Below are 26,151 nucleotides of genomic sequence, written 5' to 3' on the forward strand. Positions count from 1 at the left end.
AGGCATTTTTTGTTGTTAAAATTTACTAAAATTTAGGTTCTTTAGGTTTCTTTTTTCTATTTTTAAAATCTGAAAAGATTTTCTTTAGAAATAGCCCTTTTAAAATTGAATTATGCCACATACAAATATCATAGGAGATAGCATTATAACTTTGCAGCACGCAAAAATTGCCCAAAAAAGCTTCACTGTACTTTCCGACGTTAATCTAAACATTAAGAAAGGAAGATTCTGTTATCTTATTGGAAAAACGGGATCAGGAAAAAGCTCTCTTTTGAAAACACTGTATGGACATATTCCTTTAGCATCAGGACATGGAGATGTAGTAGGTTTTGATCTTGCTAAAATGAGAACCTCTGACATTCCTAATCTAAGAAGAAAATTAGGAATTGTTTTCCAGGATTTCCAATTGCTTTCAGACAGAACCGTAGAAAAGAATTTAAAATTCGTCCTTGAAGCTACCGGATGGAGTGATAAGATAAAAATGGAGGATCGCATCAATGAAGTTCTGGGAAGCGTAAACATGAAAAGCAAAAAGCATAAAATGCCACACGAACTTTCCGGAGGAGAGCAACAACGTATAGCGATTGCAAGAGCTTTATTAAATCATCCTGATCTTATTTTAGCGGATGAGCCAACTGGAAATTTAGATCCTGAAACTTCAAATGAAATCATGACCCTTCTAAAGCAGGTTGCTTTGGAAAACGGAGCTGCAGTAGTAATGGCAACCCATGATTACCATATGATTCAAAATTTCCCGGGGGAAGCTATCAGATGTGAAGATGGAAAAGTATCAGTATTGGATACTACAGAATTATTTGAATAATTATTTACTAAAAATATGAAACTCTTTTGTGAGTTCCAGATATTGGTCCGAGTATTTTCTCGGACTTTTTTCTATCACAAAATCAACTTCTTCAATATTACTTTGATTCAAAGAAAATTCTAAGATTAATCTCTTAGTCTTTGAATTTTCTATTCCTTTAATATCAATTCTCCTTTTTAAAAACAAATGATGATCTTCAGAAATCTTCATAAAATCATTTCCGGCCTCAACAGGAATAATTACGGAGAAAATTCCATTTTCAGAAAGCAATGAAAAAGCTTTTGAAATCAGTTGCTTAAAATTTAACTCAACAGTTTGTCGGGCAACTTTATCTTTAGCAGAATTAGACTCTTCAAAATAAGGTGGGTTAGAAACAATCAGATCAAATTTTTCATTGGTTTCGAAAGTTTTAAAATCCTGAAGGGTATTTTTTAATCTTGCTCTAAAAATAGAATTTTCAAAATTAGTTTTAGTTAGGTTTACAGCCACATCCTGAATATCTAATCCTAAAAATTCGGCATCGGAGTTCCTCTGAGCAAGCATTAATGATATTAAACCAGTCCCTGTACCCACTTCCAGCACTTTTCGTACACCTGTTACATAGGCAAGAGCTCCGAGCAAAACACCATCCGTCCCAACACGGAAAACCTCCGGGGATTGATGAATATCAAATTGTTTAAACTTAAAAGGGTTCACTATAAGTTAGTGGGGAGTGTGATCGTAAATGTAGAACCTTTATCAACTTCCGATTTCACAGAAATCTCACCTTTATAATCTTCTACCATTTTTCTTACCATTGATAACCCTAATCCCATTCCACTATTTTTTGAAGTGAAATTAGGCTCAAATATTCTTTCATACATATTATCAGGAATACCTACCCCATTATCCTGTACAGAAATCATTACCCTTCTTTGATGCTGTTCTATATCGACATTAATGATTAATTTCCTATCATCACTTTGAGCCTGTTTCGCATTGGTAACAAGGTTTGTAATGATTCTTGAAAGATAAATCTTATCCATATTAATCATAATATTGGATTTGTTCGTATGAACGAAAACACTGTCATCGCTGAAAACCCGAAGAATATCCGCTATTTCTGCATTAAGGTTAATTGTCTCATTGTTTTTTTCAGGAAGCTTTGCAAATTCTGAAAATGCTGAAGCAACAGTAGCAATTAAATCGATCTGATCTACCATCGTCTTACTCATCAATTTCACCCTCTCCGTAACATTGGGATCCTGTGGATCGAATTTCCTTTCAAAATTCTGAATGGTAAGTTTCATAGGAGTCAAAGGATTTTTCACTTCATGAGCGACCTGCTTTGCCATTTCTCTCCATGCTTCCTCAGATGCTTTGAAACGAAGCCTTTCTTTTTGATCCTGAATCTGAAGGATCATCCTGTTATAAGCTCTTGCTAAGGCATTCAATTCATCATTCTTATAATATCTGATCGGACGCATTTCGTTCTCAAACAAAGTAATCCGGGTAATCATATCAGAAAATTTAGTAATATTTTTTGCTAAACTGTTTGATGTTACCCAACTGATCCATATACTAAATATGATAAGGAAAAAGTCAACTAAAAGGATATATTTAACATACTTATGAAGCACCTCCAGATAAGATGATTCATTATGATAAAGCGGAATATATACGATCCCTATTGGCTCCAAAACATTGTTTTTTAAAACCATATAAGAGGAAGTAAATACCGCATCTTTAGCCTGATCATAACCCCTGATATCCACTCTGGCATCAGTTGTCAGTATTCGATTAACAATATCTACCGGAATTGACTTTTGTGAGATCAATCCCTCATCTTTATTTGAAAGCAGATAATGACCTTTTAAATCGTAAATAACAATATCATGTTGATTAATATCTGCAATTTCGAAAATCTTATTTCCTAAAACTTGTGGAAGATCTTTTGTCTCAAGAATAGTACGACTTACAGCATAATCCAGAAATCTCATTACAGCACTGGTTTTTTCCTGCATGTCTATCTTACTTTGCTGTAATGAATTGCTTCTTAAAACAAAATAAGGAACAAGAGATGAAGCAACTACACTTAAAAGACATACCAACAAGAAACCGAAAAACACACGATTTCTCAAGCTATATCCTTTGTACTTATTAATTGCCATTCTGTTTATTAATTAACCTAGCAATATACTTACCAATTATATCAAATTCCAGATTTACTTTGTCTCCAATTTTTAAATGTTGCATATTGGTAAACTCCCAGGTATAAGGAATAATGGCTACCGAAAATTGAGAATCTTCACTTTTTGCTACTGTTAAACTTATTCCATTCATGGTAATTGAACCCTGAGGAACAGTTACAAAACCTCCTTCATTGTCATATTTAATGGTAATAAAATAACTTCCGTCTTTATTTTCAATTCCTGCAACCTCTCCCGTTTTATCGACATGCCCCTGAACAATATGCCCATCCAGTCTTCCGTCCATCTTCATACAGCGCTCCAGGTTCACAACTGTTCCAACGTTCCAATTTCCGAGATTCGTTTTTTCTAATGTTTCATTAATCGCTGTTACAACATATTGGTCATCTTTAATTTCAACAACCGTTAGACAACAACCGTTATGAGCCAGACTCTGATCTATTTTCAATTCATTGGTAAAGGGACAGGTTAAAGTAAAATCAATATTACTTCCTTTTTCCTCAATTTTCTCAATAACCCCAACTGCTTCAATAATTCCTGTGAACATATTATTTTTTGCTAAATTTGTAAAATTATAATCTTCAAAGATAATCAAAATGAGTCCAAAAAACTATAAAGTACGAGTAGGAATTTCAATAGGTGATTTCAATGGTATCGGCCCTGAAATCATCATGAAGTCTTTGAAAGACAAAACAATTACAGATTTTTTTACTCCGATAATTTTCGGATCAGGAAAACTTTTTACTTATCAGAAAAATATTTTTAAACTGAATCTTAATTTCAATTATATTAATGAAGCTTCACAAGCGCAAGGCGGAAAGCTAAATATGGTAAACCTTGCAAAAGACAACTCCAATGTAGAATTAGGTGTTCCAACGGAAGAGTCTACCCAAATGGCAATTGCTTCTCTGGAAGCTGCTACTGAAGCTTTGATAAAAGGAGAAATCGATGTTCTTGTTACTGCTCCCATCAATAAAGATGAAATGGTAAAAATGGGCTTCAAGCACGCAGGTCATACCGGATATTTTGAAGAGAAATTCAATAAAAAAGGGCTAATGTTTCTAGTAACTGATGATTTAAAAGTAGCCGTTTCTACCCATCACATCCCTATTGCCAAGGTAGCAGAAAACATATCCAAAGAGAAAATCAAAAAGCAGATCAAAGCTTTAAACCAAACTCTAATAGAGGATTTCTGTATTCAGAAACCTAAAATTGCTGTATTAGGATTAAATCCTCACTCAGGAGATGGCGGAGTTATTGGAAGCGAGGAAATAGAAATTATAGGACCAGCTATAAAAGAACTGTCAGACAATGGAATTTTAGCTTTTGGCCCATTTCCCGCAGACAGCTTCTTTCAGCCCAATAAATACAAAAATTTCGATGCCGTTTTGGCAATGTATCATGATCAGGGATTGGCACCATTCAAAACATTAGCTTATGAGGAGGGTGTAAATTATACTGCTGGGTTACCGTTTATAAGAACCTCTCCTGACCACGGAGTCGCTTATGATATTGCCGGAAAAAACATTGCAGATGAGCAAAGTTTTACGGAGGCTATTTTTACAGCAATTAAAATTTTCAACAACAGGAGTGAATATAATGATCTAATGAGCAATAGAATGCAGCCAAGAAAAATGGTTGTAGACAATGGAATAGACGAAGATTTGCCTGATGAAAACGAAGCGTAAATAAAACAAACGCATTTTAAAACAATTTGTTTGACATTTTATTTGTAATTATAAAAAAAATGCATATTTTTGCACACTCATTTTATGGACAAGTTAAGAAACTATGACGTAAGCTTTTCCGGATTAAAAAACGGCAAGCATCAGTTCAAATTTGAGATAGATCAATCGTTCTTTCAATTATTTGACACTGAACAGGAATTTACAAATCCTAGAATTACGGTAGATGCTTTCCTAGAAAAGCACACCACTTTTTTAGAATTTGAAATAAAAATCAATGGAATTGTAGAATTGGTTTGTGATATTACAAACGCAGAATTCGACTATCCTATAGAGAATGAAATTAAAGTTTTGGTAAAGTTTGGAGAAAAATATGATGATAGTGATGAAAACGTTATTACCATTCCAAGCACAGACCACGCTTTCAATGTAGCACAGTTGATTTACGAGAATGTGATGCTTTCCATACCAATGAAAAAAGTATCTCCAAACGTAAGCGATGAAGATTTAGAAATTCTTGATCAATTCAGTCCTAAAGATATTGAAGAGGTTGAAGAAGAACACGAAAGTGACCCGAGATGGGAAGCGCTTAAAAAATTAAAAGACAAAAATTAAAATAATTTAAATATGATGAGATGATGAAAAAAATCTCATCGCTCATCAAATTAAAATAGTTATTACACAATGGCACATCCAAAGAGAAGACAGTCGTCCACAAGAAGAGATAAGAGAAGAACTCACTACAAAGCTGTAGTTCCTCAATTAGCTAAAGATGCAACTACAGGTGAACTTCACCTTTACCACAGAGCTCACTGGCATGAAGGAAAACTTTACTATAGAGGTAAAGTAGTATTGGAGAAAACAGTGGAAACTACTGAAGAAAACTAAGAGGCTATTTTTTAAAAAAACCTCATTTTAATACAAAAACCGTCCAATTTTGATAAAATTGGACGGTTTTTTGTTGTTTTTTATGTTTTTTTGGTATCTTTGACCCAAAATCAAATATCAAATTTATGGACATTAAAGACATACAAAATCTTATTAAGTTTGTATCTAAAGCTGAGGTTTCAGAAGTAAAATACAAAACTAAAGATTTCGAAATCACTATTAAAACTCCATTAGCAGGAAGTGAAGTGAACTATGCACAACCTGCAGTTTACCATACTGCTCCACAGCAAGCAGCTGCTCCTGTACAAACGACTACTCCTGTCGTTCCTACTGAAAAGACTGAAGCCGCCTCTGATGACAGCAAATATGTAACTATCAAATCTCCAATGATTGGTACTTTCTACAGAAAGCCATCTCCAGATAAAGATGTTTTTGTAAATGTAGGTGACGAGGTTTCTAACGGAAAAATTGTTTGTGTAATTGAAGCAATGAAGTTATTCAACCAGATAGAATCTGAAATCAGCGGAAAAATCGTTAAGATATTGGTAGATGATGCTACACCTGTAGAGTATGACCAACCTTTATTCTTGGTAGATCCATCTTAAGGAATTTTAGATTAAAGATTATAAATTTTAGATGAATACTTTTCATTTAAAATAATTTAAAATTCAAAATTTATAATTTAAAATTTCGGAAAGATGTTCAAAAAAATATTAATAGCCAACCGTGGCGAAATTGCAATGCGTATTCTTCGTACTTGCAAAGAAATGGGGATCAAAACCGTTGCAGTATATTCTACTGCAGACAAAGACAGTCTTCACGTAAGATTTGCTGATGAGGCAGTTTGTATTGGTCCTGCGATGAGTAAAGACTCTTATCTTAAAATTCCAAATATCATTGCTGCTGCAGAAATAACCAATGCAGATGCTATTCATCCTGGATATGGTTTCTTATCTGAAAATGCTAATTTCTCAAGAATCTGTCAGAAGAATGGTATTAAATTTATTGGTGCTTCTCCTGAACAGATCGAGAAAATGGGTGACAAAGCTAATGCCAAGGCAACTATGAAAGCGGCTGGTGTACCATGTGTACCAGGTTCGGATGGATTGATCGAATCCTATGAACATGCTGTAAAAGTAGCTGAGGAGACAGGATACCCAGTCATGATCAAAGCAACTGCAGGTGGTGGTGGAAAAGGAATGAGAGCTGTTTGGAAAGCTGAGGACCTTAAAGACCATTGGGAATCTGCCATTCAAGAAGCCGTAGCTGCTTTCGGAAACGGAGGTATGTATATGGAAAAATTAATTGAAGAGCCTAGACATATTGAAATTCAGGTAGCAGGAGACCAATACGGTAAAGCCTGTCATCTTTCTGAAAGAGATTGTTCAGTACAGAGAAGAAATCAGAAATTAACTGAAGAGACTCCATCTCCTTTTATGACTGATGAACTTCGTGAGAAAATGGGTGATGCAGCAGTAAAAGCAGCAGAGTTTATTGGTTACGAAGGTGTGGGAACAATAGAATTCTTAGTAGACAAGCACAGAAATTTCTATTTCATGGAAATGAATACAAGAATTCAGGTGGAACACCCGATCACTGAGCAGGTAATTGATTATGATCTGATCAGAGAACAAATTCTTTTGGCTGCAGGAACGCCTATTTCAGGAATTAACTATTATCCAAAATTACATTCTATCGAATGTAGAATCAATGCAGAGGATCCTTATGCTGACTTCAGACCATCTCCAGGAAAAATCACAGGATTGAACATTCCTGGTGGACATGGAATCAGAGTTGACACTCACGTATATTCAGGATACACAATCCCTTCCAACTATGATTCAATGATTGCAAAATTGATCACTACGGCTCAGACCCGTGAGGAAGCAATTGCTAAAATGAAACGTGCATTGGAGGAATTTTATATTGAAGGGGTAAAAACAACAATCCCTTTCCACAGACAACTAATGGATGATGAGGATTATCTTGCAGGAAACTACACCACAAAATTCATGGAGAGTTTTGTAATGGATAGAAAATACGATAATCATTAGGATTATTTTATATAAAAAAGCAGAAACTGTCTCATTATGAGGCAGTTTTTTTTTATTTAAAATTCACAGAATTCAACAAGAAATCTACAATCAATTATACTGCATGACTTTTATCACATCTCATTATTTCCCTTTTTTTTGATTTAATATTACTTTTGACATGATTTAGAAAAAATTATGAAGAAACAAATTCTATTATGTATAAGTACCTTGCTTATGCTATTTATGTCATCATGTTCCAGTGATGAAATTAATCAAACAACCACTGAAAAATCAGCAAATGAGAATCCAATATCGCTTGAAGATAGTAAAGAATTTGGATCCTATAATGCTTTAGGATACGGCTATAACGTTACCGGAGAATATGCAAATTCCAATTCTACAGGCTTTAAAGTAATTGATATTGATAAGTTTAAAATACACCAAAATCCTAGATTGGTTGATGAAAATACAGTATCTCAAGAATATTCAGAAGAATATGGCGCAGATGCAGCAGCTTTTTCACAAGTCATTTCAAAAAAAGTAAGTGCAACAGATAACCTGCTTCTTTATGGAAAAACAATATCAAATCCATTCAAGTCGGCCATCACAGAAAATTTTAATTTTTTTGATCCTAAATATATTTATGGAAGTTACAACCTCCTAATTAAACAAAAAAGATTTCGATTCAATGCTACAGCAGATTTACTAAGCAATTATTTAACTCAAGATTTTTTAAAAGATCTACAGACAAAAACACCAGAGCAAATAGTACGTGACTATGGTACACATGTCACAGTAGACATTTACACAGGTGCTAAATTAGATATCTTCTTTCAGGCACAAACAACAAATCAAGATCGTCAACGTGCTGCAAGAGCAGGCATAGTAACCGCTGTAAGTACTCTGAACTCAAGTATAGCAAACGATATAGACATACAGGAGGCTTCTAAAAATTATTCTAAAAAGCTATATTACAAAACAAGAGGAGGTGACAAGTCTAAGCGTTTTGCTAACATTATAAATATCGATCAAGGTATACCAAAAATTAATATTTCAGATTGGCAAAGCACCTCTAATAAAAACAATTCTGTTTTAGTAGATTTCGGAGCCAATGGCTTGGTAATAATTTATGATTTAGTAAAAGATCCATTAAAAAAATCTCAAATGAAATCATACATTGACAAATATCTCACTAACAATCAAGTATTTTTAGCTCCGTAAAAATATTATACAATTACTCCCATATTACATAGTCCGCCCATTATATGGCGGATTTTTTATTACTAAAAAACACCTTTAAAATATAATAAGAGATTATAAAATACAATCCAATTGAAATTCCAAATTAAAAATAAACATATCACTAATCAATCCAACATATAATTATTAACTTTGTACAAAACCAAAAGAATATGTCAACAGTAGAAACAGAAAAAAACTCACAGTATTTTATTGACCTTGAAGACAAACATGGAGCACATAACTATCATCCTTTACCCGTAGTTTTAGACCGTGGAGAAGGTGTTTTTGTTTGGGATGTAGAAGGCAAAAAATATTATGATTTTCTTTCAGCTTACTCTGCTGTTAACCAAGGGCATTCTCATCCTAAAATTGTAGAAGCTTTAGTAAATCAAGCAAAAAAATTAGCTTTAACTTCTAGAGCATTTTACAATTCTAACTTAGGAGAATACGAAGAGAAAATCACAACCTTATTCGGCTTTGACAAGGTATTACCTATGAATTCTGGAGCAGAAGCTGTAGAAACAGCGGTAAAACTTGCCAGAAAATGGAGTTATGAAGTAAAAGGAATTTCTGAAAATGCTGCAAAAATAGTTGTATGTGAAAATAATTTTCACGGAAGAACAACAACGATCGTTTCTTTCTCTAATGATCCTGATGCTAATCAGAATTATGGACCTTTTACACCCGGGTTCATTAAAATCCCATATAATGACATTGCTGCACTTGAGGAAGTACTAAGCAAAGAAGCAGGAAATATTGCCGCATTTTTAGTTGAACCTATTCAAGGAGAAGCTGGGGTTTATGTTCCAAATGACGGATTTCTGAAAAATGCATCTGAGCTTTGTAAAAAACATAATGTTCTCTTCATTGCTGACGAAGTACAGACAGGTATCGCAAGAACAGGAAAATTGATCGCTTGCCATCATGAAGATGTACAACCTGACATTTTAATTTTAGGAAAAGCGCTTTCAGGTGGTATGTATCCAGTATCTGCTGTTTTAGCAAATAATGAAATAATGAATGTCATTAAGCCTGGTCAACACGGTTCAACATTTGGTGGAAACCCAATAGCATGTGCGGTTGCAATTGCAGCTTTAGATGTTGTTGCCGATGAGAATTTATCTGAAAGAGCCGAGCAATTAGGACAACTTTTCAGAAGCGAGATCGAAAAATTAATTGAAAAATCTGATTTGATTACTAAAGTTAGAGGTAAAGGCTTATTAAATGCTATTTTAATTAACGATACACCAGATAGTTCTACAGCTTGGAATCTTTGTCTGAAATTAAAAGAAAACGGATTGCTAGCTAAACCAACTCACGGAAACATCATCAGATTGGCACCACCATTGGTAATCACTGAAGAGCAGTTACTTGATTGTGTGAAAATTATCGAAAAAACTATTTTAGATTTCAAAAAATAAATATGCCTGAACTCACTGAAAAAGTAAGTGGCTTAATCATAACCTATAACGAAGAAAAAAACATTCGGGAAGTACTCGAATGTTTTGATTTTTGCGATGAAATTGTTATTATTGACTCTTTTAGTAGTGATAAAACTTTAGAAATTGCTGATGCTAATCCTAAAGTAAAAATAATCCAGAATGTCTTTGAAGATTTTACAAAACAAAGAAATCTGGCTCTGGATCATGCTAAAAATGATTGGGTTTTATTTTTGGATGGTGATGAGAGAATTACGTCATTATTAAGAGCTGAAATTATTAACGAGCTCAATAAATCCGACAAAAAGGATGCCTATTATTTTTATAGAAAATTCTTTTTTGCAGGAAAGCCTATTCATTTTTCGGGAACTCAAACTGATAAAAATTTTAGACTTTTCAGAAGATCAAAAGCAAGATATATTTCAGAGAAAAAAGTTCATGAAACATTGGACGTTTCAGGAACAATTGGAGAATTGCAAAATAAATTACTCCATTTTTCCGTTTCAGATTATGAGTCCTACAAACACAAGATGATTCATTACGGAATTTTAAAGGGGCAGGAGCTATCAAATAAGGGGAAAAAATTTACTACAATAACACAATATACTAAAACAGCATTTAAATTCTTCAAGGCATACATTTTGCGGTTAGGAATATTAGATGGCAAAGAGGGGTATCAACTTTCATATTTACAGGCGTTAAGTGTATATGAAACTTATGAATCGTTAAAAAGGGAACAAAATTAGTTGAATGAAGATTTGTGTAATTAGTTATGATTTTTGGGGTTATGATAAACATATTGTAGAAACATTATGCAAAAAAGGTATTGATGCACATCATATCAAAATTGCTAATGTTACCCATTCTAATTTTCAAGAAAGAGCAACTAATGCAATTAGCAAGGTTTTCTTAAATAAAAATCTAAAAACAGAAAAAAGACAACAGTTTGTTTTAAATTCATTAGCGAAAATAGGTCATCAGGATCAAATATTAGTTTTAAACCCTGATGCTTTTGATACGTCTACTTTAGAAGAAATTAAAACCTACAGCAAACGACTGATCACCTATCTCTATGATAGTCTTGAAAGATTTCCTGTAGAAGATGAAAAGCTGGCTCTTTTTGATAAAGTTTTTTCGTTTGATATTACTGATATCGAAAAGCATGGATTCGAAAAGCTGACTAATTATATTTATCTGGATCATCTTTCCAATAAGAGTCAAAATCCTCAGATGGATCTTTTTTATATTACCTCATATGATAATAAAAGGGTCTCATACATTAAATTACTGGCTAAAAAATTAATTGCGCTGAACTTAAAGTTTCAAATAATGATTATTGGAAAGAAAAGTTGGAAAAATCAGCTAAAAAACTTATTTATCACTGTCCCAGAAAACCTTTCCGTTATATTTAGCATCAAAAAAATCTGTCACAAAGATCTTCCTAGTTATTACAAAAACTCGAAAGCTTTACTAGATCTAACTCGAGAGAATCAACACGGTTTAAGTTTTAGAGTTTTTGAAGCAATGGCTCTTGAAAAAAAAATTATTACAGATAACAGTATTATCAAAGATTATGACTTCTATAATCCTAATAATATATTGGTTTTAGACGAAACTTGCAGTAATTTAACCAAGTCTTTTTTTGACCAGCCTTATCAAAAAATTCCCGATGAGATTTATAATTATTATATGTTAGACAAATGGGTAGATCGGGTTTTTAGACTATCTTAATCAAAAAAATTGAACCATACCTCAATGATTACTTATACTGATCAATCGAAAATTATAATATTTTGTCCACCAAATAGTGTAACCGGAGGTCCTGAAGCTCTGCATCAACTCGCAGATAAGCTATATCATCTCCACATAAAAAATGTTTTTATGCATTACATCCCTAAAAGGAAAAATGCAAAACCAAAAAATTATTCTGTTTATCATACAAGTGAAATTGACATTGTAGAAGATAATTCTAAAAACATTTTAATAATTCCAGAATCTATGACTTTTTTGGTAAAAAAGTATCCTGAAAGCCAAAAAATAATATGGTGGTTGAGTGTTGATTTTTATAAGGTTTTGATGGATCATAGAATAAGAAAGCAAAATATTTTCACAAAACTTTTCTACAAACAAAAAGATAAGGAATATTATTTTGAAAATTTACCTAATGTTTTTCAGTGGGCTCAGTCTTATAGATCATCTGTTTATATTAAAAAGCATGGCATTCCTGAAAATCAAATAGATTTTGTTTGTGATTATATTAACCCTAGTTTCTTACAGAATAAAGGAACCATTGTAAAGGACTTATCAAATAAGAAAGTTCTATACAACCCTAGAAAAGGAAAGAAGGAAATATCTCAATTAATCAAAAATTCACCAGAGTTAAATTGGGTACCAATTCAAAACATGAATGCTGATCAGATAAAAGATTTGATGTCACAATCACTGTTATATGTTGATTTTGGGGAAAATCCTGGTCGAGATAAAATGTTACGAGAATCTGTGTCTCAGGATTGTTGCATTGTTTCAGGAAAAAATGGTTCTTCCATTTATTACGAAGACCTGATGATTCCAGATGATTATAAATTTAGCTTTAGTGAAGATAAGATCCCTGAAATTATAAAAAAAATAAAGGAAATTTTGGAAAACTATAATGAACATATTCCTTACTTTTCACTTTACAAAAAAATGGTTTTAGATGAGGAAATCTCATTTGAAGAAAAACTAAAAGAAATATTTAAAAAATGACGCCAAAGAAGATCACATTAATCTATCCTTTTGCGTACGGTTATATAGATTTTATTGTTCAGGAGTTGCAATCAATTCCTAATGTAAAAGTTACGGATCTCAAAACAGATATCATAAAATATAAGTATCCAAATATATTTGTGAAAATCTGGAATGGCGTTACCAAATTATTTGGAAGTAATGTCAAGAAAAAATATCTTAGACAACAGATCCTGCAGAAAATCAAAGAAAAGCAGGATATTATATTTATTATTCGTCCTGATTTATTAGAAAATTCTTTATTAAAAGAGCTCAAGAATAATACAGCTTGTTTTATCGCATATTATTATGACAGCTGCAAAAAATATCCCCGACAAATTGAAATAATTCATTTTTTTGATGAAATATACTCGTACGAAAAAGAAGATATAGAAAAATATCATTTTATTGAAACTTCCAATTTTATTTATGATGAGACTTTACAATCACTACCTATAAAGTATGACATTTTCAATGTTTCGTCTTATGATTCAAGAATTGATGAAATCGACAGGATTTCAAAGACATTATCTGATGCTGGTTTCATAATTTATTTTGCATTATTCTGGTATGAGAAATTGGTTTATCCGCATTTACATTCTATAACAGAATATTTGTCCCTTAACGAAACGAAGAAACTTATTTCCGAGTCTAAGGCAATGATAGATATTCAAAGGAAAGACCAGAGGGGCCTTTCTTTTAGAACATTTGAAAGTATAGGATACAGAAAAAAATTGATTACAACAAACCCAGCAGTTAAGGACTATGATTTTTACCATCCAAATAATATACTAATTGTTGATAGTGATCAGCTAGATACTGCCGAAATTAAAAAATTTCTTGAATCAGAGTATGTAGAGATACCACGGGATATCATCAATAAATATACAGTCAAGAGCTTTATAAAGAAAATATTCAAATTATAGAATCATGGGTATTAAAAGAAAAATAAAAAATTATATATATTTAAAAAATCATTATCCTTTATCAGAAAAGACCATTATTCCTGATGAAAGTAAAAAAAATATACTTATTGTAGACAGTCAGATCCCAACATTTGATAAGGATTCTGCCTCTAATCGTATTACAGAAATTGCTAAGTTTCTGGCAAAACATTATAATGTATATCTTATGGATTGGAGAAAGGCAATTCCAAAAGTAGAATCTAAGAAATACATCAAAAATCTAAATGATCATAATGTAAATGTTTATACTCCATTTATAGGAAAATATGGTATAATGAAGGGTAAAAAGCACTTTATTAATGATTTGCTTCCAAAACTTGATTTCGTGTGGTGCCACAGACCTGAACTTTTCGAATATTATTTAGATTTCTTTAGAGAAAAAGCACCGAAAGTAAAGATCATCTATGATATGGTGGATATTCATTATCTAAGAATGGAGAGGGGGCTTGAAATTAAGTATGATAAAAACAGAGCTAAAGAATTAGTTCATTATAAGCATATAGAAACTGAATTATGCAAAAAAGCAGATAAAATTGCAGTAATCAGTGATAAAGAAAAAGAATTTATGACCGCTTTTGTAGATGAATCAAAGTTGTTTACAGTAAGTAATGTTCATAATTTAAAGGTAAAACCAGAAGATATGCCAACTTTTGAAAAGAGAAATGGAATATTTTTTATAGGTACTTTTTTACATGATCCCAATGTGGATGCTGTAGAAATATTATATCATAAAATCATGCCCTTGGTATGGAAAACCCTGCCAGACTTAAAAATTACAATTATTGGTTCTGAAGCTCCTGAATCAATTGTAAAAATGAATTCAGAAACATTTGAAATTGCAGGCTTTGTAGAGAATATAATTCCTTATTATGAAAAATGTTTTGCTTCTGTATCTCCGTTAAGATTTGGAGCTGGTGTAAAAGGCAAGATTGGACAGGCATTAGAGTATACTCTTCCTGTATTAACAACCGAAATAGGTGCAGAAGGAATGTTTTTAGAAGATGGAATTACTGCTTTAATTTCTGGTAATGAAGATTATCAAAAATTTGCAGATAACATCATTGAGATATGCAGTAATCCATTAACCTGGAATACATTGCATAACAATTCGGAAAAAGCTATTTATCCGTTTTCGATAGAAGCTCAGAAAGAAGAGATTTTTAAAATGCTGCAATAATTAGGAAAGTATATTGTTACAGATCACTTAAGAATCGCTTATTTTTTGATAAATAGTAACAAGTTCTTCAGCACTTTTTTCCCAAGAGAAGAGTGCTGAGCGATCTAGTCCTTTTCTAGCATATTTCTCTCTTAATGGCTCATTCAGATACAAGTCCAGCATAATTTTGGACAATAATTTTTCATCACTGGGGTCCAGCATAATTCCGGCATCACCAACAACTTCTGGCAATGATGAAGTGTTGGAGGTAACGGTTGCTACACCACATTGCATAGCCTCCAAAGGCGGCAAACCAAAACCTTCGTAAAATGACATATAGTAAAAAGAATGTGCATGGCTGTACAAACTGGCAAGATCTTCATCCGGTACTCTTCCTGTAATTACAATTCTATCTCTTAATTCTTGAGCATTATTATATTCATCAAAAATTTTATCATAATCCCAACCTTTTGCACCTACTAAAACCAGCCCTAGATCACAAATTGCATTTTCCTTAATCACTTTTAAAAAAGCTCGAATTACAAGATCTACATTTTTGCGAGGTTCCAAAGTACCTACACTCAAGAAATACTTTTCGGGAAGGTTATATTTCTTTTTTATTGAATTAAATTTTTCCTCGTTCCGGCAAACGTAGAAAAGTGATTTTGAAGCAGCAAGTAAATTAACAAAAACATGATTCGGATTGAGATGGGGTGCATAATTGAGTAGATCTTTTTTGGTGTTTTCTGATACACAGATTGCGTATCCATCCCTTCCAATACTTGCTATAATATCTTGTATAAGGTCTGCTGTGAAATGTAAATCCGGAAACAAAATAGGTATCAAGTCATGAACTGTAACAACTTTTTTTAGATTTGTATACTTTCTGATTTCGTTATTTATAGGATAATAAAACGAGTGAAAAATATTGGCATTTTTAAAAACCTCTTTAAAATGAGTATTTTTGTAATTATAAATTCCTACTTTATTATAGAAATAACGGAATAGCTTTTCTTTTCTGAACGGCAAAAATCCCCTTCTACTCCTGCTATTGGCTCCATTTATTCTTATTGAATCTTCAGTGAAAAAATCATCCAGCTCTTTTGTGGATGTTTCACTATTAAGTAAGCTTAAATGAGCATAAAATACCTCTATAGCGTCATTACGACTTATCTTCCTAAAGAGTTCCAAAGTTACCCGAAAGATTCCGGTTCGGTTATCTTTATAGAAATCTGCAATAACATCGGCATCTAAAATGATTTTTAGCTTCATAAGAATATTTATACAATGGTATCGTAAAAAGAATTTTGTTGTTCCTGTCGTTTTATTTCTTTAATGTGGAGCAGGCACATTGAATAATCTGAAGCTGGAAGCCCCGCAATTTTTTTATAATTACAAAGTTTTTCGTGGACTTTATTTTCCCACTTAATTCCCCTGTTAAGTTTAAAAATCCGATGTTGGTAGTCCGGAAAATTGATATATCCCTTATCATTTACAAGCCAATTCCAACGTTCAATATGTTCATTTGTAATTCCGTTTACAACATTTATTCTCGGAACCATAAAAACATCTTTTTTCCTTTTTTTAAATAAATAATATTTTATTTCTTCTATGAGAGAGCCTTTCGGGATTTCATCTGCATCTATTTGAAATAAATAATTTTTCGTTGCTTGCTTTATTAGGTTATTCTTAAATGTAGCAAAATCTCCATCGAGACGTGCTTCAATTCTGATAATCTTATCACCATAAGTATCCAAAATAGCTGCTACTTCCTTATTTTTCTCAGTAATATCTTGTAACACGATAACCTCATCATTTTTATTAATGAGGGGAAGTAATACATTTAAAAGTTGAGCAATTTCACCAACCTCATTATTAACCGTGATTCCGTAAGAAATACTGATAAAATTATTTACAATTTTTTTAATAACTTTCATATGATTAATTATTAATTATCGGATAATTACCAGAAAAATGAACAAAATAATTCTCTGATATTACATTGCGGACAAAAACTCTATACTTTTTAGTAGGAAAAAAACAATATCCTTCTTTTCTATAATAATAATTTCTAATGAATTTTGGAATCTTTTTTTCAGCGACTTCAATTTCCTTTCCTTTACTCGTTCCTTTTAATTGATATAGAATCTGGATATTAAATTTAGGGGGTAATGCTTCAAACCATTCATTAGTTTGAGAAATGTAAGCAAAAGGTGTTTCTTCAAAACTATTTAATTCGCCTTGATTATGTTCAGAAAAGTAGTATTCTTTAAAAACATCTGCCACTTTTTCTGGCCGGAAAACAAATACTCCCCCATTTATGCTTCCAAGCAATAAAGGATGTGGATCAAAATGACGATCAGTAAAATATATTTCAGTAGTTTCCTCTAATATTCTTGGAATATGTCCCCACGTCTTATTAAATTCTTTTGTTCCTCTGGGATCTAAAATAGCGCCAAAATATTTATGCTCTGGGAGATACTCAAAAATTGAGGGAGCTTTACTTGATATTACTATATCCAGATCCAGAAACAACACAATATCATAACCTTTTGTTTTTAAAGGGATAAGTAGCTTTTGGGATAGCAACGGACGGTGAAAAGTATCATCCAAAGGTTTGTCAAGAATAATTAAATCTGCCCCACATTTCTTGGCATAGCTTTCAAACTGTACTTTGTTTTTATTAAACAATTTTTGATATTTCTCTCCAACTATAAAAAGACAAATTGCTTTTTTCATTTACAACTTCAATGTTTTTGGATTACAAAAATACATTTAAAAAATATAAGGTGATTTGAATATTTATATAACTTTAAATTTCTATATAGAGAACAAAATTCGTTCTGTGTCCCGTATTCCAAGTGCAATTCGAATTTTTATACATAATAATTTTAGTATATTTGCATCCTAAAATTTAAAGCATATTTATGAAAAAAAAATTAATTTATCTCGCGGGATTATTTTTAATTACTTCTTGTTCTGAGAGAGAAGATGCATTAATCGCAAATGACCAATCTTCTTCAATCACCAATACTAATTTTCAGATGAAAGCTCCGATTGAAACAAATCGGCCTTCTCAAAATGGTGACTTTATAAAAGTAACGGATAATGGGAATGTATTGTATTGCATTAAGTTTGACGGTGTTTGGAGACATATTGATTCTCCTATGACATGGAATGGACTGTTTGTATCCTCAAAAACATTTCGCTATGAGTTCTCATCTATCCAAGACGCTACTTTTGCGACAAGAACATATTTTGGGGACCCCTTACTTGCCGATAATGGATTAGTTCAGGATAATTCTACTGGTAAAATATATTTTAGAGAAAAAAATTATTTGAGATGGATTCCTAGTATGGACTTGTTTAATAAATACAAATTTAATCCTGAAGCAGTACAACATGTAAGCTCTATTTCCGGCTATATAGTCAATCCAGATTTAAAGTAATAATATAAAACCTTCTCTCAGAAGGTTTTTTTATTAATATTATTAAGCTAATTCGGAAATAATTTTAAGTAAATTTGCACAAAATTTAAATTGATAATGGAGAAAGTAAGAGTACGTTTTGCTCCAAGTCCTACGGGACCTTTGCATTTGGGAGGTGTAAGAACCGCATTATATGATTATCTTTTTGCTAAAAACCAAGGTGGTGAATTTGTATTGAGAATTGAAGATACAGATACAGCGAGGTATGTAGAGGGAGCAGAAGAATATATTGAAGAAGCTTTAGAATGGTGCGGGATCATTCCTGATGAAAGTCCTAAAAAAGGAGGGAAATTTGCTCCTTATAGACAGTCTGAAAGAAGAGACATCTATGATAGGTATACAGAGCAGATATTAAAAACTGATTATGCTTATCTTGCTTTTGATACCCCAGAAGAACTGGACGCCATTCGTGCTGAGTATGAAGCAAAAGGAGATGTTTTCTCATATGACAACAAAACCAGAAATCGATTAAGAAACAGTCTTGCTCTTTCCGAAGAAGAATTGCAACAATTACTGGATGCAAAAACACCTTATGTTGTAAGATTTAAAATGCCAGTTGACAGGACTTTAAATCTTGAGGATATCATTCGTGGAAAATCATCTGTCAATACGAATACTTTAGATGATAAAGTTTTAGTTAAAAATGATGGAATGCCAACATATCATTTTGCTAATGTAATTGACGACCATGAAATGGAAATAACCCATGTTATTCGTGGGGAAGAATGGCTACCTTCTCTAGGCTTACATACTTTATTATATGAGGCAATGCAATGGGATGCTCCGCAGTTTGCTCATCTTTCACTTATTCTAAAACCAGAGGGGAAAGGAAAATTAAGTAAAAGAGATGGTGACAAATTCGGTTTTCCTGTATTTCCATTAGATTTCAAAGATCCGGAAACAGGAAACATTTCTAAAGGTTATAGAGAAAACGGATATCTTCCGGATGCTTTTATTAATATGGTTGCTTTACTCGGATGGTCTCCTGCTGATGATAAAGAAATCCTGCCTTTAGAGGAAATGATTAAAGAGTTTGATCTTCATAAAGTTCACAAAGCAGGTGCGAGATTCAGCAAAGAAAAATCTGAATGGTTCAACCATCAGTATATTCAGTTAAAATCCGACAAAGAAATTTTAACGATTTTAAGAAATACAGATCTTGACATTTCAAATATTTCAGACGAAAAACTGATCAAAATAATTCATTTGATGAAAGAAAGAGCTACTTTCCCAAAGGACATTTATGAAAACGGAAAGTTTTTCTTTGTCGCTCCAGATTCTTATGATGAAAAGGCAGCTAAAAAAGCATGGAATGATGAAACTTCTGCAACATTGGGTGAATTAGCCAATGTATTCAATGGCACTGAGGTATTTGCAGCTGAAGTTTTAAAACAAACTGTCCATGATTTTGCCGAAAATAAGGGCTTAGGAATGGGAAAAGTGATGATGCCTCTTCGTTTAGCTTTAGTTGGAGAATTAAAAGGACCTGATGTCCCGGATATTTTAGAACTACTTGGAAAAGAAGAAAGTATAGCAAGAATAAACAATGCTATTAATAATTTTAAATAGAGTCTCATAATTTTTCATAAATTTGAAAGATTAAATTTACTTCAAGAATGGAATATTTAAGTTTCGAACTTCCTATAAAAGAATTAATGGATCAATACCAAACATGTTCTTTAGTAGGAGAAGAAAGTGGTGTTGATGTAAAATTAGCATGTAGTCAAATTGAGGACAAGATCATAGAAAAGAAAAAAGAGATCTATGGGAATCTTACTCCTTGGCAAAGAGTACAGTTATCTCGTCATCCTGATCGTCCTTATGCATTAGACCATATTAAAGGGATTACAGATAAAGGTAGTTTTCTGGAACTTCACGGAGACAGAAATTTTGCGGATGATCCAGCATTAGTTGGAGGCTTAGCTACCCTGGATGGTCATAAAGTGATGATCATAGGAACTCAGAAAGGGAGAACAACGAAAGAAAGACAGTTTAGAAGATTTGGAATGCCAAATCCTGAAGGATATAGAAAAGCTTTAAGGCTGATGAAATTGGCTGAGAAATTCCATATTCCTATTGTAACTTTGGTTGATACTCCTGGTGCATATCCAGGACTGGAAGCTGAAGAAAGAGGGCAAGGGGAAGCTATTGCAAGAAACATCTTTGAAATGGTTCAGCTAAAAACTCCAATTTTCACTTATATTATTGGCGAAGGAGCTAGTGGTGGAGCTTTAGGAATTGGTGTAGGAAACAAGGTATATATGCTAGAGAATACATGGTATACTGTAATTGCACCGGAAAGCTGCTCATCTATTCTGTGGAGAAACTGGGATCACAAAGAAGACGCTGCCAATGCTTTAAATCTTACGCCAAAAGATGCTTTACGAGAAAAGTTTATTGATGGTATTATTGAAGAACCTCTTGGAGGGGCACATTATGATCCAGAAACAGCATATCTGAACTTAAAAAGTTCTATTTTGCAAAATATAAAAGCTTTCTCGAAGTTTACAGGACAAGAACTTGAGACCCAGCGACAAGAAAAATTTATTGCAATGGGGCAATTTAAAGGATAAAATAAAAAAGGTTAAGAATGTTGATTCTTAACCTTTTTTCATATCTGTAATCAATCATTTTATTCAGCAGATACATTCAATTCTATTTCAATATCCTTACTTATCTTTTTGATTGAGGAATATTTTGCATCACAAACCATTGTTGTTAATACATACTCTCCTTTATCTATGAGAATAAAATTCTGCCCTTTTGCCGGAACAGTCAGATTGTAATATTTTTTTCCACTGATTTTTACTATTAAATTACAAGAAGACCTGTTTTTAATATTGATATACGCTTCATTTAAACTGGCATCATTACTGAAAATATGTGTCAACATTGCAGCTGTTCTTTTATTCTCCTCACTTGGTTCAGATTTCTTACTACCACTAATGCTTGCATAGTTCACTTTTTTCTCGGGCGATGTGGGTGCTGAGTTTACAGCTACAGTCTTTCCACTATTTAATTCATTGTTTTTAACAATCTTCTCAATCTTCTCTTTACTAATAGGTTTAATCGTTGGTTTTGCTTCCGGAGAATTATCTGCCATGATAATTTCGATTAGTTTTCTTTTGAAATAATCAGTCTTAGCATGATTTGGATTTTGCTTTAAAAAACCGGCAATAACTCTCGCTTCTTTTGAGCTTTCAGCGTCCTGCTCTGTGTATATGATGAGCGTTTCCTTTTCCACAACAGCCTTAGATTTGGCTCTTTTCTTTTTCTGAGAAAAACCAAGTGTAAAAATGCATAAAAATATAAGGAGAAAAATTTTTTTCATTAACGAAGCATTTAAATAAATTATTAAGTATTAAAATAACGTAAAAAGTCATTTTTTAGTTTGTCATTAAAATCATTATCTTTGCATTGCTCAAAAATAAACTAAAAAATCAAAAGTAATCTTAATAAAAAAAATAATAGATATTATGTCTTATACACCAGCTGCTGCAGACGTAGCAAAATTGAGAAACCAAACAGGTGCAGGTATGATGGACTGCAAAAAAGCTTTAGTTGAAGCAGAAGGAGACTTCGAAAAAGCAGTAGATATCCTTAGAAAAAAAGGACAAAAAGTTGCTGCTAACAGAGCTGACAGAGAATCTTCAGAAGGAGCAGTTATTGCTAGAGTAAACGAGGATAATACTTTAGGTGTTATTATCTCTTTAAACTCTGAAACTGACTTTGTTGCTAAAAACGAAGCTTTCATTGAATTAGCTTATGAATTAGCTGAAATGGCGATTTTTGCTGCTACTAAAGAAGAGCTTCTTGCTACTGATTTCCACGGAATCACTGTTGCTGATAAACTTATCGAGCAAACAGGAGTTATCGGTGAAAAAATTGAAATTGGTGCTTTCGAAAGAATTCAAGGTCCTTACCTAGGAGCTTACATCCATGCTGGAAACAAGATTGCTGCAATTACGTCTCTTTCTACTAAAGTAGATGGAGCTGACGAAGCTGCTAAAGCTGTTTCTATGCAGGTTGCTGCAATGAACCCTATCGCTCTAGACGAGACTATGGTTTCTCAGGAAACTATTGACAAGGAATTAGAGATTGAAAGAGAACTTCTTACTAAAGAAGGAAAACCTGAAAATATTATCGACAATATTTTGAAAGGTAAAATGCAGAAATTCTACAAAGAAAATACTTTGGTACACCAAGCTTTTATTAAAGATGGAAGCCAGTCTGTTGCTGATTATGTAAAATCTGTAAACGGAGATCTAAAAGTTACAGGATTTGTAAGAGTAAGCTTAAGCTAATCGAATCTTTTAAAAGAAACATAAAAATCCCGATGAAGTTTCATCGGGATTTTTTATTAGTGGTAGAAAAATCTAGAAATTCAATCAAAATTATATTTGAATTTAAAAGTGAGTATCCTTCATCAAGCTATATACTACGAAAAAGACTCAATAAAATTACAAGTTTTCTATTCTATATAGATTTTAATAAAGAATCAAGAATATTTTTTCACTTTCACTTATTATTTATTAATAATATATCAAATATTATTTTAAATTTGTAGAAATCCTAATTCCCAAGTTTATGAAAAGATTTCTACTCAGTTTAGTATTGGTTTTTTTTACAGTTAATACAGTCTTTGCACAAAGAGATACAGAACATTGGATAGCACCTTTTTATGCCAATTCCAATGTTGGCGAGTATACTAATGCCTTGTACCTTTCCACAGATTCAGTAACTCCTTTTGATGTGCAAATTTTCAGTGATAATGCCTTAGTTACTACACTTACAATTAGCAAAGGTGATCCAAAGGTTTATACTATTACTGATAATGATATAATTTCCGCCAGCACTCCTGCTGATGGTTTTAAAGTCATTAATAAAGGTCTGTATCTTAAGGGAGACAAACCTTATTATTGCAGTTTAAGAATGGCACAGAGTGCCCATGGAGAAATTATTACAAGTAAAGGAAAAGCTGGTATTGGTAAAGAGTTTTTTGTAGCAACCAGCCCAAATACTTCGACCAACACACTCTATAATTTTACAGCAGGAATTCTTGCTACAGAAGATAATACAACTGTTACGGTAACATGGAATGGCATAGGTGTAACCTTTTTTGGAGGAACACCTGCCGGGAATTCTCATACTTTTACTTTAAATAAAGGACAATCATTCTTATTTGCTGGTGATGGTGGAGTAAATGCAAACCTAACAGGATTTATTGGAGCTAAAGTAGTAGCAGACAAACCTATTTCCCTTACCAACGGAAGCTGTAATGGGAACTTTGGAATAGGAGGCTCAGGAGGCTCAGATGCCGTTCTCGATCAATCTGTTCCGGTAGAAAGACTTGGTAGTACATTTGCCATAGTTAAAACTAAATCAACTGCTCCAAGTGAAAACATGGAAGGCGGGATTATTATCGCAGTAGAAGACAATACTGATATATTCCTAAATGGCTCCACTACAGCAGCAGCATCAATAAATGCGGGACAATGGTACAGAATTAATGAAACCAATTATGTAACACAAACTGGCGCCGGAACACATTCCAATATGTTTATTTCTACTTCTAAAAAAGTATATTTATATCAATTCGTAGCAGTTGGAAGCAGTAATGCAACCTGTGGATTTAACTATATCCCACCTTTAAACTGTTTTCTACCCAGAAAAATTGATGAAATCGGTAAGATTAACGAAATGCCTACTATTTCAACAAATACTATAGGTCTTAAATTAAATATTTTAACGGAGACTGGTGCAACTGTTTTAGTAAATGGAGCACCACCCACAGCGGCGCAAGGCCCTTATCCTTTAACCGGAAATACCCAATGGCAAACCTATGCCATTGAGGGAATTGCAGGAAATTTATCCATTACTTCTACCAAAGCCGTAACAGCAGGGGTAAATGGTGGTTTCAATACTGCAGGATACGGAGGATACTTTGCCGGATTCTCATCCATTCCTGTCATTGCTAAAAAAACAGGAGAGTGTATACCAGGTATTGTATTGGAAGTTGATGATGGATATGAAACCTACCAATGGTATCTAAATGGAGTTGCTATTCCTGGTGCTACAACCAATACTTACACACCTACCCAACCAGGAAATTATACTGTAAATGTGGGAATGGGAACATGCCCTACTGTAACAACACCAGTATATAAAGTTTTCAATTGTATTAAGAATACAACAATTAATGTAAATGCTTGTGCTACTAAAGTAATCACACCTGCTTTTTCAAGTTCAACACAAACTCCTGTTCCAAGTACGGTTTCAATTTTAACAGCACCAACTCATGGAACAGCTACCATAAACGCTTCTACAGGTGTTATTACCTACAATCCCACATCTGGTTATTTAGGACCTGATGTCATTGTATATACATTCTGCGGAAATGCACCAGAATTCATTGACTGTGAAACTATTACAGTAAACTTAACAGTTGTTCCTTTTATTGTAAGAGATGCAACATTAGAAGCATGTCAATATGAAGATAAAGCTTATTTTGATCTGACTACAGCCAATGTTATTGATCCTCTGTTAGTTGTTAAAAAGTTTTACCCAACTTTAGCTGATTTAAATGCAAATACCAATGAAATTATTCCGCCTACAAATTATGGCTCGACTGGAGGCGTTGTCTATGTTAAAATAACGAGTAATGAAGGCTGCGTAGGAATTGCAAAAATCACATTGATCGCAAAACCAATTAAAAAATCCCCAATTCTGTTAGATAAATATATTTGTATTGATGCAAAAACAAATCTCGATGCGGGTCCTGGCTATGAATCTTATCAATGGAATACCGGTGCTACAACACCTGCCATTGAGGGAGTAGGAGTCGGTGAATATACCGTTATCCTTGGGAAAGATGGTTGTTTTGTAACTCAAATTGTAAGGGTATTTAAAACTCAGGATCCTGTAATCACTCAGATCGAGATCTCAAATACTACAGCAACGGTCATTGTAAATGGAGGAACTGCTCCTTACAAATATGCAGTAGACGGAACTTCAAATTGGCAGGATTCTAATGTATTTACAAACCTTACAAGAGGACAGCATACTTTCTTTGTTAAAGATGTCAATAACTGCGCACCAATTTCTGTTGAAATTACAGTGCCAAATCTGATCAATGCTATAACTCCTAATGGTGACAATATTAATGACTATATCGATTACAGTGAATTAGCTTATAAAGAGAATCTAAGTTTCGTTATTTATGACCGGTATGGCAATAAAGTATTTACCGGTGATAAATTCAATAATTATAAATGGGATGGTAAACACTTTGATAAAAAAATTCTAACAGGAACCTATTGGTACCATATTAATTGGAATGAACCTAACAAAGAAAAAACTCCAATAAAATATACAGGCTGGATATTAGTTAAAAACAGAAATTAATATTAAATAATTATTAAATAATTAAACCACGATCTTAAAATCGTGGTTTTTTTTATCATAATGCCAATATTAT

Annotated in this window: 25 protein-coding genes; 18 read left to right on the forward strand and 7 right to left on the reverse strand. The window is 32.9% G+C overall.

All coding sequences use genetic code 11. The features are described from left to right. Positions 1-112 precede the first annotated feature (112 nt). Positions 113-823: a cell division ATP-binding protein FtsE gene (locus AC3WRL_RS21980; RefSeq protein ID WP_214827459.1), complete on the forward strand. Its 711-nt coding sequence runs from the start codon at positions 113-115 to the stop codon at positions 821-823. On the opposite strand, the gene AC3WRL_RS21985 is transcribed toward AC3WRL_RS21980, so the two are convergent. Genes AC3WRL_RS21985 through AC3WRL_RS21995 form a run of 3 tightly spaced genes read right to left on the reverse strand, consistent with a single transcriptional unit; the run spans position 824 to position 3,559 of the window. Next, positions 824-1,519 (reverse strand): tRNA1(Val) (adenine(37)-N6)-methyltransferase, encoded by a 696-nt coding sequence (locus AC3WRL_RS21985; protein WP_261510056.1) that lies wholly within the window; start codon positions 1,517-1,519, stop codon positions 824-826. It abuts the gene before it with no gap. Next, complete coding sequence (locus tag AC3WRL_RS21990; protein ID WP_214827455.1) at positions 1,519-2,973, reverse strand: sensor histidine kinase; 1,455 nt, start codon at positions 2,971-2,973, stop codon at positions 1,519-1,521. Before AC3WRL_RS21990 ends, AC3WRL_RS21985 begins: the two co-directional genes overlap by 1 nt. Next, positions 2,963-3,559, reverse strand: coding sequence for a riboflavin synthase (locus tag AC3WRL_RS21995; RefSeq protein ID WP_261510057.1), 597 nt, complete (start codon positions 3,557-3,559; stop codon positions 2,963-2,965). The genes AC3WRL_RS21990 and AC3WRL_RS21995 overlap by 11 nt, the downstream gene beginning before the upstream one ends. Before the next feature lie 49 nt (positions 3,560-3,608). Between AC3WRL_RS21995 and pdxA the strand changes: the two genes are divergently transcribed. The 12 genes from pdxA to AC3WRL_RS22055 all read left to right on the forward strand — a co-directional run bounded on the left by pdxA (position 3,609) and on the right by AC3WRL_RS22055 (position 15,207). Continuing rightward, positions 3,609-4,700, forward strand: coding sequence for a 4-hydroxythreonine-4-phosphate dehydrogenase PdxA (pdxA, locus tag AC3WRL_RS22000; protein WP_492331242.1), 1,092 nt, complete (start codon positions 3,609-3,611; stop codon positions 4,698-4,700). An 84-nt stretch (positions 4,701-4,784) separates the two neighbouring features. Beyond that, positions 4,785-5,312, forward strand: coding sequence for a YceD family protein (locus AC3WRL_RS22005; protein ID WP_492331243.1), 528 nt, complete (start codon positions 4,785-4,787; stop codon positions 5,310-5,312). 69 nt (positions 5,313-5,381) lie between these two features. Next, positions 5,382-5,585, forward strand: a complete 204-nt coding sequence (gene rpmF / locus AC3WRL_RS22010) for a 50S ribosomal protein L32 (protein ID WP_034681046.1) — start codon at positions 5,382-5,384, stop codon at positions 5,583-5,585. Between the two features lie 125 nt (positions 5,586-5,710). Beyond that, a complete protein-coding gene (gene accB, locus AC3WRL_RS22015) occupies positions 5,711-6,190 on the forward strand; it encodes an acetyl-CoA carboxylase biotin carboxyl carrier protein (protein WP_492331244.1) in 480 nt (159 codons plus the stop codon). Positions 6,191-6,283: 93 nt separating this feature from the next. Further along, complete coding sequence (gene accC, locus AC3WRL_RS22020; RefSeq protein WP_214827441.1) at positions 6,284-7,639, forward strand: acetyl-CoA carboxylase biotin carboxylase subunit; 1,356 nt, start codon at positions 6,284-6,286, stop codon at positions 7,637-7,639. Between the two features lie 177 nt (positions 7,640-7,816). Beyond that, positions 7,817-8,842, forward strand: coding sequence for an MACPF domain-containing protein (locus AC3WRL_RS22025; RefSeq protein ID WP_261510064.1), 1,026 nt, complete (start codon positions 7,817-7,819; stop codon positions 8,840-8,842). Positions 8,843-9,033: 191 nt separating this feature from the next. After that, positions 9,034-10,284 carry an ornithine--oxo-acid transaminase gene (gene rocD, locus AC3WRL_RS22030; RefSeq protein WP_261510066.1) on the forward strand — a complete coding sequence of 417 codons (1,251 nt, stop codon included), beginning with the start codon at positions 9,034-9,036 and terminating at the stop codon, positions 10,282-10,284. 2 nt (positions 10,285-10,286) lie between these two features. Further along, on the forward strand, positions 10,287-11,048 hold the full coding sequence (locus tag AC3WRL_RS22035; protein WP_261510067.1) for a glycosyltransferase family 2 protein: 762 nt from the start codon (positions 10,287-10,289) through the stop codon (positions 11,046-11,048). Between the two features lie 4 nt (positions 11,049-11,052). Then, entirely contained in the window at positions 11,053-12,033 is a 981-nt protein-coding gene (locus tag AC3WRL_RS22040) for a WaaS/CpsH family glycosyltransferase (protein ID WP_261510069.1), read from the forward strand. Positions 12,034-12,057: 24 nt separating this feature from the next. After that, positions 12,058-13,047: a hypothetical protein gene (locus tag AC3WRL_RS22045; protein WP_261510071.1), complete on the forward strand. Its 990-nt coding sequence runs from the start codon at positions 12,058-12,060 to the stop codon at positions 13,045-13,047. Further along, entirely contained in the window at positions 13,044-13,991 is a 948-nt protein-coding gene (locus AC3WRL_RS22050; protein ID WP_261510072.1) for a WaaS/CpsH family glycosyltransferase, read from the forward strand. The genes AC3WRL_RS22045 and AC3WRL_RS22050 overlap by 4 nt, the downstream gene beginning before the upstream one ends. 4 nt (positions 13,992-13,995) lie before the next feature. Continuing rightward, positions 13,996-15,207 (forward strand): glycosyltransferase, encoded by a 1,212-nt coding sequence (locus AC3WRL_RS22055; protein WP_261510073.1) that lies wholly within the window; start codon positions 13,996-13,998, stop codon positions 15,205-15,207. 27 nt (positions 15,208-15,234) lie between these two features. On the opposite strand, the gene AC3WRL_RS22060 is transcribed toward AC3WRL_RS22055, so the two are convergent. Genes AC3WRL_RS22060 through AC3WRL_RS22070 form a run of 3 tightly spaced genes read right to left on the reverse strand, consistent with a single transcriptional unit; the run spans position 15,235 to position 17,925 of the window. Next, positions 15,235-16,458, reverse strand: a complete 1,224-nt coding sequence (locus AC3WRL_RS22060) for a glycosyltransferase family 4 protein (RefSeq protein ID WP_261510075.1) — start codon at positions 16,456-16,458, stop codon at positions 15,235-15,237. 8 nt (positions 16,459-16,466) lie between these two features. Beyond that, positions 16,467-17,123: a glycosyltransferase gene (locus AC3WRL_RS22065; protein WP_261510078.1), complete on the reverse strand. Its 657-nt coding sequence runs from the start codon at positions 17,121-17,123 to the stop codon at positions 16,467-16,469. Between the two features lie 4 nt (positions 17,124-17,127). Continuing rightward, entirely contained in the window at positions 17,128-17,925 is a 798-nt protein-coding gene (locus tag AC3WRL_RS22070) for a glycosyltransferase family protein (RefSeq protein WP_261510079.1), read from the reverse strand. Between the two features lie 188 nt (positions 17,926-18,113). Between AC3WRL_RS22070 and AC3WRL_RS22075 the strand changes: the two genes are divergently transcribed. From AC3WRL_RS22075 to AC3WRL_RS22085, 3 genes are all read left to right on the forward strand, one after another. Next, entirely contained in the window at positions 18,114-18,635 is a 522-nt protein-coding gene (locus tag AC3WRL_RS22075; RefSeq protein ID WP_261510081.1) for a hypothetical protein, read from the forward strand. Between the two features lie 96 nt (positions 18,636-18,731). After that, the gene (gene gltX / locus AC3WRL_RS22080) at positions 18,732-20,243 is read left to right on the forward strand and encodes a glutamate--tRNA ligase (protein WP_214827410.1); all 1,512 of its coding nucleotides are present in this window, start codon (positions 18,732-18,734) and stop codon (positions 20,241-20,243) included. A gap of 47 nt (positions 20,244-20,290) precedes the next feature. Then, complete coding sequence (locus AC3WRL_RS22085) at positions 20,291-21,247, forward strand: acetyl-CoA carboxylase carboxyltransferase subunit alpha (RefSeq protein WP_214827407.1); 957 nt, start codon at positions 20,291-20,293, stop codon at positions 21,245-21,247. Positions 21,248-21,306: 59 nt separating this feature from the next. On the opposite strand, the gene AC3WRL_RS22090 is transcribed toward AC3WRL_RS22085, so the two are convergent. Next, positions 21,307-22,005, reverse strand: coding sequence for a DUF6759 domain-containing protein (locus AC3WRL_RS22090; RefSeq protein WP_214827404.1), 699 nt, complete (start codon positions 22,003-22,005; stop codon positions 21,307-21,309). Positions 22,006-22,150: 145 nt separating this feature from the next. Here AC3WRL_RS22090 and tsf point away from each other — a divergent pair, with 145 nt between their 5' ends. Next, complete coding sequence (tsf, locus tag AC3WRL_RS22095) at positions 22,151-22,978, forward strand: translation elongation factor Ts (RefSeq protein WP_214827400.1); 828 nt, start codon at positions 22,151-22,153, stop codon at positions 22,976-22,978. 283 nt (positions 22,979-23,261) lie between these two features. After that, positions 23,262-26,078 carry a T9SS type B sorting domain-containing protein gene (locus AC3WRL_RS22100; RefSeq protein WP_261510083.1) on the forward strand — a complete coding sequence of 939 codons (2,817 nt, stop codon included), beginning with the start codon at positions 23,262-23,264 and terminating at the stop codon, positions 26,076-26,078. Positions 26,079-26,151: the final 73 nt, after the last annotated feature.

The organism is Chryseobacterium sp. FW101-FHT12H09 (genome assembly GCF_058790395.1).